The organism is Marinomonas piezotolerans, assembly GCF_003362755.1.
GTDB lineage: Bacteria > Pseudomonadota > Gammaproteobacteria > Pseudomonadales > Marinomonadaceae > Marinomonas > Marinomonas piezotolerans.
On sequence record NZ_QKRA01000001.1, the window covers coordinates 130,399 to 142,076 of the forward strand.

Consider the following 11,678-nt stretch of genomic DNA (forward strand, 5'->3'; position numbering starts at 1 on the left):
ATCATTGCTTAGCGGTTAGTGAAAACAATGGCGCTGAAAGCCTTATTTCAGTAGCCAGTTATTCCAACGTTTACTGATTTCCAGTCCGTTCTTCGCCCAGTATTGATAATCAAGTGATACTTGATCGTCGGTGTAGTTGGTCGGAAGGTAAGCGTTAAGGCCTGCGTCGATTATCTCGCTACTTTTCGTATTGATTGGTGAGTAGGCGGTCAGTGTAGAAAAATCAGCTTGGCCTTGAGCACTAGTTGAGTACGCTAAGAATTTCATTGCCGCGTCTTTGTTTTTAGCGCCTTTTGGGATGACCAAAAAGTCGGACATGACTAAGTTATCTTTCCAGCTTACACCTACTGGTAGGCCATCTGCTTGAAGTGAGAAAACACGTCCATTCCAGAACATACCCATACTGACTTCGCCAGACGCGAGCAATTGTTGTGATTGTGCACCGCCCCCCCACCAAATAATGTCATCTTTAATCGTATCTAGTTTTGCGAAAGCACGGTCTAGATCAAGCGGGTAAAGATTGGCTGGTTCTACGCCATCGGCGATCAGTGCAAGTTCGAGTACCCCTGGGCTTGGCCATTTATAGAGCGCTCGCTTACCAGGGTAGTTTTCAAGGTCAAAAAGCTGCTGCCAAGAGCTAGGCTCGCTAGATAAGCGATTCTTGTTATAGGCAAGCACAAATGAAAAGTAGAATGAGCCAATACCGTAGTCAGACACAAAACGAGGGTCGATGTTAGTCGTGTCGATCACAGAAAAATCAAGTGGCTCTAGTAGTCCCTCAGCGGCTGCGCGGTAAGCAAAGTCAGCTTCGACATCGACTAAATCCCACTGCACGTTGCCACTTTCCACCATCGCTTTTAGCTTGCCATAGTCGGTTGGGCCATCCTGAATCACTTTGATGTCATGGATAGCTGAAAAGGGTACTGCCCAGGCTTCTTCCTGTGCTTCTTGAGTGGACCCGCCCCAGCTCACAAAGCTCATTGACTCGCTTGCACTAGCAGCCATGGACGCCATTCCGATGGTTAATGCTAGCGCACTATTTCTCATTTTTTTGTTCATCATTCTGTTCCTTTACCTATTGTTGTTAGTCGCAAGTTGAAGATCTATCGTTTTAATAACAGGGTGTTTGAGACTGATCAAAAAACAAACTCAACATAGACCATATTATGGTATGCCATAATATGGTCAAGCAGTTTTTTCATTTTTTTATTCTGATTTCTGTGGTTTAGAGTTAAAAAAGCGAGCGTTAGTACAATGAGGATAATGGGCTAGGGGAGAGGGGGGAGCAGCAACGTCGAAGGTGTCGAGTCGCTGCGGATTATTAGGCTTCAGGTAGACCTTGTAAGATAAGAACGGTCGCTTTTGCGCAGTCGGCACGATGTGCGCGGGCTTGCTGATAAGCGTCTGAATGGTAACAAGCTAATGCTGCCTCATAACTATCAAACTCAAATACTACCGCTCGCGTGGGGGTAGGATGATCGCCTTCAAGCATAGTGAAGTTTTCTCCACGTGAAAGCATCTTTGCACCGTGAGCGGCCAACGCAGCAGGGGCTTTGGCTAGGTAATTCTGATATGCGTCGGCGTCTTGTACTTCTACGTGAGCAATCCAATAACCTTTCATAGACACTTCCCTTAAGGCTAGGCTGTTGGCTCTAGTAAGCCTTTCTCTGTCAGAACTTTACGCGCAATACGGAAACACTCAACGCCTTGAGGGACACCACAATAAATGGCAATGGCGTGTAAAATGGAGCGAATTTCGTCGACGCTGACACCGTTATTTAAGGCACCATTAAGGTGAAGTTCCCATTCTTCCATTTTGCCCAATGCTGCGATCATAGTGAGATTCATCATTGAACGTGTTTTGGCATCGATGGTCTCGTCACCCCAACCGAATCCCCAACACCATTCAGTCATTGCTTCTTGGAAGGGAAGATTAAACTCATCAGCCTTTGCTAAATTACGTTCGACGTAAGCGTCACCCAGTGTCGCTTTACGCTTTGAAATTCCTAGCTCAAATAACTCTTTATTCATGTGTCACTTCCTTTATCTATGGTGGTTGCTATTTCATATGCCTCGCGCACATGGCGCTCGCATATCGCTACAGCAGTTTCAGGGTTATGCTCTTCAATCGCTTTGACCATATCGTAGAGATCTTGAGGGCCCTTGGTTTTACGACCTTGCGAACTCAAGGTATAGGCTCTAAGGCGAGAGATTCTCGAATTTAATTGCGTTACGAGTACCCACGCGACATGCTTTTCGGCGGTCTTAAAAATCAACTCGTAGAATTGTGTTGTTAACTTCAGAGCGGTTTTGATGTCATCGTTTTTTAGGTGAAGTGCAATTTCTTCGTGCAGCGCGTATAGCTGCTTGATGGCTTCTGGTGTGATGACTTCGCAACAGGCTTTTACCGCAATTCCTTCAAGTAGTGCGCGAATTTCATAGATCTCCCTAGCTTCCTCGTCGCTTATAGAAGCGACGACAAAACCTGAATTCGGAATCCCTTTTACTAAATGTTCACTTTCTAAATGGCGTATACATTCACGTACGACGGTGCGGCTGACCCCCATCGTTTCGCAAAGAGAACGTTCAACTAAGCGGGTTCCTGGTTTTAAAGTGTTGCTCGTAATGGCATCTCGAAGCGAAGCAAGAGCGCTTTCTTTGAGTGTTTTTGGTCGCTCAACCTTTAACATGACAGTGTTCTTCCTTTTATCGATCAGAGAGATTTTTTAAATATTAACATATTACGGGTTGAACAATATAAGATAGTATGTTTATGTTTATATCATATGGTATACCATATTACAAAATATAGGTTTAACTCTCTTTTCAGGAAATCATTATGAGTTTAGAAATTCGCAAGATCGTGTGTTTTGAAGAAGAAACCCTAGTTGAAGGGTTCAAGAAAGCTGAAAAGCCTTTACGCATGCTGGCGGTTGCTGCTGTCGTTAAAAACCCGTGGGCTGGACGATACGTCGAGGACCTGAAACCTGTAGTACGAGACTACGGCCCACAACTCGGCAAGCTCCTGACGGATCGTATTTGTGATTTAGCGGGCGGCGCCGAGAATATTGAAGCGTTTGGTAAGGCTGCAGTAGTGGGTCTAAATGGTGAGATCGAGCACGCTTCTGCGTTGATTCATACGCTTCATTTTGGCAACTTTTATCGCGAAGCGGTCGAAGCAAAATCTTTCCTTTCCTTTACCAACACGCGTGGCCCAGCTAACGCTGCCATTTCCGTTCCAATGATGGATAAGAATGATGGCGGGCGTCGGTCTCACTACTTAACATTGCAATTTAACATTAACGATGCGCCAGCAGATGACGAGATTGTTGTTGTCCTTGGCGGTGCAACGGGTGGTCGCCCTCATCATCGTATTGGCGACCGTTACCAAGAGCTTAAGGAGCTAGGGCATGATGTCGAAAATCCCGCAGCGGTTTAAATCGTCGCACGGGCTGGCTTATGTCAAGGTAGGCACGGGCCCATCGCTCGTGCTTATACACGGCGTTGGGTTACGACTTGATGCTTGGTTAAACCAGCTAGACGACCTTGCTCAGCATTTCACCGTGTACGCGGTGGATATGCCTGGGCATGGCGAAAGTGAACGGTTCCCAGAGTGTCACAATATTGAAGACTATACTGATGTGGTGGCGCGTTGGATTCAGTCGGATGTGTCCACTCCAGTTGTGATCGCAGGGCACTCTATGGGTTCTATGATTGCGTTGAATTTCGCGATTCGTTATGCGGATGATTGCGCCGGTGTGATCGCTCTAAATTCAGTGTTTCGACGCTCACAAGAAGCGAAAGCCGCTGTTCAAAATCGTGTGGCGCAAATGAAAGATAATATCACCTCAGAAAATGTCACAGCACCAGTGAAACGCTGGTTTGACTGCCCGCTAGCAGGTCACGATATTCAAAGTGCGCAGTTGTGCAGCGATTGGCTGACACAGGCGTCTTTAGAGGGGTATCGCCAAGCCTATGAGGTGTTTTGCTTTAACGATGGGCCCGCTACGGCGGATCTAACATCCTTGGCGGTCCCAGCACTCTTTTCTACGGGTCGAGATGATCCTAATTCAACGCCTGAAATGTCTGAGGCGATGGCCGATCTATGCCCCGAAGGCTCGGTTTATGTCATCGATAACGCGCGCCACATGGCTCCGTTAACACATTACCAAGAATTAAATCCAATAATAACGACATTTGGGCAACAATGTTTCAGCCCAAATAGGAGGTAGCCTCTATGAGTTCCATTGACCCACGCGCACTTCGTGACGCCTTCGGTTCATTTATGACGGGCGTAACGATTGTTACGGCTGTCAGTAAAACAGGTGAGAAAGTCGGTTTTACTGCCAACTCCTTTACATCTGTTTCTATGGACCCCCCTTTATTGCTTGTTTGTCCGGCGAATAAGTTGTCCAGTTTTGAAGTATTTGAGCAGTGTGAGCATTTTGGCGTCAGCATTCTTGCGGAAGATCAGCAGCACGCTTCAAATACCTTTGCGGGCTCAAAAGGGGACCGGTTTGCTGAAGTCGACTGGTTTGAAGATGACTATGGTACGCCGCTCATCACTGGCGCTGTAGCGCATTTTTCATGTTCTTCGTTTGCCAAGACGCCAGCGGGCGACCATCTTATGTTGGTGGGTAAAGTCGAGCAATTCGAAAGCAATGAGAAGTTCGGCTTGGGTTATGCAAAAGGCGGCTACTTTAGCTTAGGCATGGAACACAAAGCAGAAGAGGTTGCACACGGCCAATGCGCTCGAGTCGGTGCACTGATAGAAACGAATGGCAAACTGCTGGTAGAGAAAACAGATAAAGGCTATCGCTTACCAGCGGTGGATATTATGTCTGAAAAAGGGTCGCGCGCAACGCTTGAAGGCTTCATGAAAAGCTTGGGCGGTGACTTTGAGATGGGGCAGGTGTTTTCAGTGTACGAAAATACTAGCACGGGTAATTTTACAGCGTTCTACCGTGTTGAGCGCGTTGATGGGCCAACGCCAGAACACTGTGAATATGTCTCGTTGGATGCGTTAAATGATCTGACATTCACGTCGTCAGATTTAACCACCATGGTGAACCGATTTGTTAAAGAAAAACAAAACGGTGTGTTTCGTTTATACGTTGGTAATGAATTAGAAGGAGATGTTCGATGAAATTTTCACTGTTTGCTCATATGGAGCGCGTCAACGAAAATCAGCGACAAAAAGAGCTTTATGATGAGTTCTTGTCTCTTTGCAAAATGGCAGACGAGGGCGGCATGACGACTGTCTGGACTGGCGAACACCATGGTATGGACTTTACTATCGCGCCCAATCCATTTTTGAATTTGATCGATATTTCACATCAAACTAAGAACGTACGCCTTGGCACGGGGACTGTTGTAGCGCCTTATTGGCATCCGATCAAATTGGCGGGTGAAGCGGCCATGACCGATATTGTGACAGGTGGTCGTTTAGAGCTAGGTATTGCCAGAGGAGCCTACTCCTTTGAATACGAACGTATGGTGCCAGGTGGTATGGATGCGTGGCAGGCGGGCGAGTGCCTGCGTGAGATGATTCCTGCCATAAAAGGTCTTTGGAAGGGTGATCACACGCAAGAAAGTAAACACTACAATTTCCCTAAAACGACTTCTTCACCAAAACCGTTGACCGAAGATGGTCCGCCAATTTGGGTGGCTGCACGTGATATTAACAGCCATGAGTTTGCTTTAAGCCAAGATTGTAACGTTCAGGTGACGCCTTTGTGGCAGGGCCTAGAAGAAGTCGAAGCGCTAATTGGCAAATACAATGAAGCATGTGCCAAGTTTGATAAGCGCACGAAGATTATGATTTTGCAGCATGCTTATGTATCGAATGATGAAGCCGAGCTGGAACACGCTGCTCGTAAGTTGCATGAATTCTATTGCTATTTCGGTGCTTGGTTTAAAAATGAGCGACCAATCAGCCAAGGATTGATTCAGACATTGAGCCAAGAAGAGATCGACAATCATCCGTTCTATAAACGCGAAGAGATCCGTAAAGACCTAATGATCGGCACCTCCAAACAGATCATTGATCGTTTGAAATACTACGAAGACTTGGGGTATGACGAATTCGCTTACTGGAGCGATTCGAGTATGAGCCGAGTGGAAAAAGAAGCGTCACTACGTCGGTTTATTGACGAAGTCATGCCCGCGTTTAACTAAGAGTCGAGAGAGGCAGTATGTCAAAGATTACACTACCCCATTACTCGCTTTTCATTGATGGCGAGTGGGTCGAAGGGGCCGCAGGCAATGTCATGCCAACGGTGAATCCAGCGACTGGCGAGCAATGGGCAACGTTTGCCTGTGCAGAGCCTGAAGACGTCGACCGTGCGGTAAAGGCGGCTCGTCGTGCGCTGTCTGATCCGAACTGGGCAGGGCTAACGGCTTCGGCACGTGGCCAGCTTTTGCATAAATTAGCGGACCTGCTAGAAGAGCATTCTGCTGCGCTTGGCGCGGTAGAGACCACTGACAGCGGTAAGCTCGCAGCAGAAACTCAGTCACAAGCTAAGTATGTCGCCAACTACTATCGATACTATGCGGGACTGGCCGATAAGATCGAAGGTCAAACCTTACCGATTGATAAGCCAGACATGCATGTTTTCACTAAACCAGAGCCTATTGGTGTGGTCGCGGCCGTGGTGCCTTGGAATGCGCAAATGTTCCTAACGGCTACTAAGCTTGCTCCGGCGTTAGCAGCAGGGTGCTCTGTGATTATCAAAGCGTCAGAGATAGCGCCCGTCGCGATTTTAGAGTTCGCGAAATTGATTGAGAAAGCCGGATTTCCAAATGGTGTCGTTTCCGTTATCACAGGCGATGCGACAGGGTGCGCTATCCCACTAACATCACATGCTGATATTGATCGCTTGGCATTCACCGGTGGGCCAGAAACGGCCAAACATGTGGTGCGCAACACGGCGAATAACTTTGCGGTAACATCGCTAGAGTTAGGTGGTAAATCGCCGATTCTCGTGTTCAATGATGCGGACTTAGAAAGCGCGACAAATGGGATTATTGCGGGGAATTTTGGCGCGTCAGGGCAATCGTGTGTCGCTGGTTCACGGGTCTACGTACAGCGCGATCTCTACCCAGCCTTACGTGACCGCTTGTTGGAGCGTACCGCGCAGATTAACGTGGGTGATCCGCTGGATTCCACCTCGCATATTGGGCCACTTTGTACCATGGCACAAATAGAAGGGATCGAGCGAGCGCTTGAAAAGGCAACTCAGCAAGGTGGTAAGGTTCTCATTGGTGGTCAGCGAATGACAGATTTGGGCAATGGGTATTATTTTGCGCCAACCATAGTTGAGTGCCCAAATACCGAGATTGAAACGCTGCATGTAGAGCTTTTTGGTCCTGTGATGTCAATCGCATGTTTTGACACAGAAGAAGAAGCCATTGCGTTGGCTAATGCTTCTGAGTTTGGTCTTGGGTCTGGTTTATTTACGGAAAACCTATCAAAAGCACTGCGAGTCTCGCAGAAAATTCGCTCTGGCATTTGCTGGGTTAATACGTATCGAGCAGTGTCTCCTATGGCTCCGTTCGGTGGCGTTAACCAATCAGGGTATGGTCGAGAAGCGGGCATACAAGCGATCCAAGACTATATCCGAGTTCGAACCACCTGGATTAGTACAGCGAGCGAGCCTATGTCGAATCCGTTTGTGATGCGTTAGACCTCCACTCTCTTTTTTTCTCAAACGAAAATAAGCGTACCTAAATGATCGTTTTGATCATTTAGGGCCAATTCCTGCGCCCTAAATAAGGGTAATTGGCTAGAAAATTAACAATAAAAATAAGCTCTCATTTCGATGAGAGCACTGCTTAGGAGTTTTTATGAAACCTAGCAATGCCGTGGCTCACCAAGGTTTTTTGGCGGGCACGAATAAGTTCATGTGCATAGCATCCAGCCTTATGGTGTTTGCATTTGTTGTCTTTGCTGTTACCAATGTTGAGTTGTCGAACAAAGTCTTTAATACCTTAAACGGCTGGATAACGACTCAATTAAGCTGGTATTACATTTTGGTGGTAAGTGGCGTACTGGCATTTTCTGTTTGGGTCGCTTTTAGTCGGTTCGGAAAGATTCGTTTGGGACGCGACGATGAAACACCAGAATTTGGCTTTACAGCTTGGTTCTCAATGTTATTTAGTTGCGCTATCGGAACGGGGCTGCTTTTTTGGAGCATTGCGGAACCGATTACGCACATGCAGGGTAACCCATTCTTGGACATGAGAGGGATTGAGCCGAATACCGTTGAAGCGGCACAGATGGCGATAGAAGTCACTATGTTTCATTGGGGACTGCATGGCTGGGCCGTATACATCATGGTCGGTTTATGTCTTGCCTACTTTTGTTATCGTCGCGGTCTACCTCTTACTGTGCGTTCGGGCTTGTATCCTCTACTCGGTGAAAGAGTGAATGGCCCGATTGGTCATGCGGTGGATTTACTCGCAATATTCAGCACCTTGTTTGGTACAGCGACGACATTGGGGCTAGGTGTTTCACAGATGAATGCGGGTCTGAATTACCTTTTTGGTATGTCAATATCTACTCAGTCACAACTGATATTGATCGCCATCGTATCTCTAATAGCCACCATCTCTGCTATTTCAGGCGTGGGTCGTGGTATTAAAATTCTAAGTGTTTGGAACATTCGTTTGAGCGTTCTGGTGATACTGTTCTTTGTTTTGGCTGGCCCGACTGTTTTTCTAATGGATCTAGCGGTCTCAAGTATTGGTGACTACGCTGTTTCATTTGTTTCAATGGGCTTTTGGGTTGATCTTGAGCCTGAGCGCCAATGGCAAGGTTGGTGGACGATTTTCTACTGGGGCTGGTGGTTGTCTTGGGGCCCACTAGTGGGGATGTTTATTGCTCGTATATCCCGTGGTCGTACTATTCGCCAGTTCCTTTTGTCGGCGTTGATTATTCCGCCTTTAGGTGGTTTTCTTTGGATCGTCATTTTCGGGGGAACGGCTCTACACATCGACTTATTCCAAGGTGGAAACCTCACCGAAGTCGTCAATGCTGATATGACCCAAGCACTTTACAGTACGATTGAAGCGCTAGGTGTTGACTCGATGACGGGTATTATCGCAGGGTTATCTACATTCCTTATCGTGACTTGGTTTGTCACGTCTGCGGACTCTGGCACCTTGGTGATCAGTACAATTGTTTCTCAAGGCTCTGCGAATCCACCAAATTGGTTGCGCGCAGCGTGGGGAATTGGGTTAGGTGTGGTATCTGGAATATTGCTTCTATCAGGTGGTCTAGATGCTTTAAAAACGGCCTCTATTGTTGCGGCGTTTCCATTCTCAGTCGTGTTTATCTTTATGTGTTGGGCGTTGGTGAAAGGGTTAAACGATGAGGCGAATGGGATTCGGTACACCAATGAAGATTTATCCAAACCAATTTAATCATTATGTGATGCAGGGCTGTGGCCCTGCTATTAGGAGCAGATTATGTTCGATCAAAAGCTAAGCGATAAAAGTTTATTAAAAACAAAGGGATATATTAATGGCGAATGGGTGTCATCGGATTCTGAAAAAGAATTTGAGGTGTTTAATCCAGCCACAGGAGAATGCATCGCTAACGTAGCTGACTTAGGTCCGGTAGAGACACAACGAGCGATTGAAGCGGCTCATTCAGCGATGTCCGAATGGACTAAGTACACCGCGAAAGAGAAATCGGCTCTATTACGCGAGTGGTTTAATTTGGTAATGGCGAACCAAGATGACTTAGCCACCATTATGACACTAGAGCAGGGTAAAGTTTTTGCTGAGTCCAAGGGCGAAGTGGCATATGGAGCATCCTACATTGAATGGTTCGCAGAAGAGGCGAAGCGTATATATGGGGACATTTTACCGAGCACAACGCAGGATCGCCGCTCGATTGTCATTAAACAACCGATTGGTGTCGTTGGGGCGATTACGCCATGGAATTTCCCTATAGCGATGATTACTCGAAAAATCGCGCCCGCACTAGCGGCAGGTTGTTCGGTGGTACTTAAACCAGCGGCAGAAACGCCTCTATCAGCGTTGGCTTTAGCTGAGTTAGCTCAGCGCGCTGGCATCCCCAAAGGAATGATCAATATCGTTCCAGGTAAGAAGTCTTCTGAGATCGGCGCACAACTGACGGACAACCCTTTGGTGAAAAAGGTGACATTCACTGGCTCTACTCGTGTGGGTAAAGTGCTGATGGCACAGTCCGCGCAAACGGTTAAGCGGACATCGATGGAGTTAGGTGGCAATGCTCCTGTATTAGTGTTTGATGATGCGGATCTTGATAAAGCTGTTCAAGGAGCACTCGCAGCGAAATTCCGTAACGCGGGCCAGACGTGTATTTGTGCCAACCGTATCCTAGTGCAAAGTGGTATCTATGATGAGTTCGTCAGCCGTTTGACCGCCAAGGTAGAGCAGTTCGTTCTTGGAGAAGGTCTTGCAGAAAGTAGCACGATGGGGCCATTAATCAATAGCAATGCCGTAGAAGGTGTGACAGATTTGGTAAGCGATGCCTTAGGTAAAGGTGCTAAGTTGACTGTAGGTGGGCAGGTTAAAGAAGGTGCCGGCTTCTTCTTCCAACCGACTGTTATTCGAGATCTGGATCAAAGCATGCGTTTAGCGAAGGAAGAGGTCTTCGGGCCCGTTGCGCCGATCTTTAAGTTTGAGACAGAAGACGAAGCCATCGCTATGGCTAATGATACGGAGTTTGGCTTAGCGGCTTATTTATTTACCAAAGATCAATCGCGATCTTGGCGTGTCAGTGAGCGCTTGGAATACGGCATGGTCGGGGTCAATGAGACGGCGATTAGTTCAGAAATGATTCCTTTTGGTGGCGTAAAAGAATCTGGCCAAGGCCGAGAAGGTTCTAAATATGGTCTAGATGACTATCTAGAAATGAAATACATCTGCCTTGGTGATATCTGATTTTCTTAATCATAGTCTAGCATTTCGCTCGGGTGTCTCTCGATAGTCGGTGACACCCGAACGTGGATCAGAACGATCTCTGGTAGGAAAATACTGGGTGGATGCCCTGTCTCATAAAGTTGTATTAGGTGGCATCGCCGATAGGGAGTTCAGTGAGTGGGAACTCTCTTGTTATTTTTGGTTGCCTCATAGAAAACATAGTGCTGACAGAACGCACGCCCTTTGCCTGCAACAGTTTGTGACTTAAAAGTTCATCGTAGCTATCGAGATCTCTAGTGACGACTTTCAACAGGTAATCACAATCACCGCTCACTGAATGGCACTCCTGAATTTCTGGACAATTGCTCACAATAGTAAGAAATGGCTCCAGTGTTTCGGGGTGATGGTTATCCATTGATACTTGCGCAAAAGCCATAACATTTAAATTGATCTTTTTGCCATCGAGTTCCGCTTTATAGCCACTGATATACCTTTCATCTTCGAGTCGCTTTAAGCGTCGCCAGCATGGCGCGTTAGACAGACCAATCTTATCCGCTAACTCTCGATTGCTTAAACGGCCATTATTTTGCAAGGCGGCAAGAATACTAATATCGAATTTGTCGAGCATAATGTGTTTCCATTTATTGTTATTTGGAGAAACGTTGTTGCTAAGTCTTGCAAACAGTCGGCAATAAAGAAAGATAATTTCGTCTGATAGCGGATAATATTTACATCATCATACTTATAAAAATAAAGCTGAAAAGCGG

General features: G+C 46.8%; 12 protein-coding genes. 7 read left to right on the forward strand and 5 right to left on the reverse strand.

All coding sequences use genetic code 11. The features are described from left to right. Positions 1-42: 42 nt before the first annotated feature. From DN730_RS00540 to DN730_RS00555, 4 genes are all read right to left on the reverse strand, one after another. Entirely contained in the window at positions 43-1,047 is a 1,005-nt protein-coding gene (locus tag DN730_RS00540) for an ABC transporter substrate-binding protein (RefSeq protein WP_245957860.1), read from the reverse strand. Positions 1,048-1,321: 274 nt separating this feature from the next. Then, the gene (locus DN730_RS00545) at positions 1,322-1,621 is read right to left on the reverse strand and encodes a DUF1330 domain-containing protein (RefSeq protein WP_115466163.1); all 300 of its coding nucleotides are present in this window, start codon (positions 1,619-1,621) and stop codon (positions 1,322-1,324) included. A 17-nt stretch (positions 1,622-1,638) separates the two neighbouring features. Next, complete coding sequence (locus DN730_RS00550; RefSeq protein WP_115466164.1) at positions 1,639-2,031, reverse strand: carboxymuconolactone decarboxylase family protein; 393 nt, start codon at positions 2,029-2,031, stop codon at positions 1,639-1,641. Beyond that, positions 2,028-2,690: a GntR family transcriptional regulator gene (locus DN730_RS00555; RefSeq protein WP_115466165.1), complete on the reverse strand. Its 663-nt coding sequence runs from the start codon at positions 2,688-2,690 to the stop codon at positions 2,028-2,030. Before DN730_RS00555 ends, DN730_RS00550 begins: the two co-directional genes overlap by 4 nt. A gap of 149 nt (positions 2,691-2,839) precedes the next feature. On the opposite strand from DN730_RS00555, the gene DN730_RS00560 reads away from it, so the two are divergent. From DN730_RS00560 to DN730_RS00590, 7 genes are all read left to right on the forward strand, one after another. Further along, the gene (locus DN730_RS00560) at positions 2,840-3,439 is read left to right on the forward strand and encodes an amino acid synthesis family protein (RefSeq protein WP_115466166.1); all 600 of its coding nucleotides are present in this window, start codon (positions 2,840-2,842) and stop codon (positions 3,437-3,439) included. Then, complete coding sequence (locus DN730_RS00565) at positions 3,411-4,232, forward strand: alpha/beta fold hydrolase (protein WP_115466167.1); 822 nt, start codon at positions 3,411-3,413, stop codon at positions 4,230-4,232. The genes DN730_RS00560 and DN730_RS00565 overlap by 29 nt, the downstream gene beginning before the upstream one ends. Positions 4,233-4,237: 5 nt before the next feature. Then, positions 4,238-5,146, forward strand: a complete 909-nt coding sequence (locus DN730_RS00570; RefSeq protein ID WP_115466168.1) for a flavin reductase family protein — start codon at positions 4,238-4,240, stop codon at positions 5,144-5,146. Next, positions 5,143-6,177, forward strand: a complete 1,035-nt coding sequence (locus tag DN730_RS00575) for an LLM class flavin-dependent oxidoreductase (RefSeq protein WP_115466169.1) — start codon at positions 5,143-5,145, stop codon at positions 6,175-6,177. The genes DN730_RS00570 and DN730_RS00575 overlap by 4 nt, the downstream gene beginning before the upstream one ends. 17 nt (positions 6,178-6,194) lie before the next feature. Continuing rightward, complete coding sequence (locus DN730_RS00580) at positions 6,195-7,685, forward strand: aldehyde dehydrogenase (RefSeq protein WP_115466170.1); 1,491 nt, start codon at positions 6,195-6,197, stop codon at positions 7,683-7,685. A gap of 160 nt (positions 7,686-7,845) precedes the next feature. Continuing rightward, a complete protein-coding gene (locus DN730_RS00585; RefSeq protein ID WP_115466171.1) occupies positions 7,846-9,423 on the forward strand; it encodes a BCCT family transporter in 1,578 nt (525 codons plus the stop codon). A gap of 45 nt (positions 9,424-9,468) precedes the next feature. Next, a complete protein-coding gene (locus DN730_RS00590) occupies positions 9,469-10,932 on the forward strand; it encodes an NAD-dependent succinate-semialdehyde dehydrogenase (protein WP_115466172.1) in 1,464 nt (487 codons plus the stop codon). 124 nt (positions 10,933-11,056) lie between these two features. On the opposite strand, the gene DN730_RS00595 is transcribed toward DN730_RS00590, so the two are convergent. Next, the gene (locus tag DN730_RS00595) at positions 11,057-11,539 is read right to left on the reverse strand and encodes an Lrp/AsnC family transcriptional regulator (protein WP_115466173.1); all 483 of its coding nucleotides are present in this window, start codon (positions 11,537-11,539) and stop codon (positions 11,057-11,059) included. Positions 11,540-11,678 lie beyond the last annotated feature (139 nt).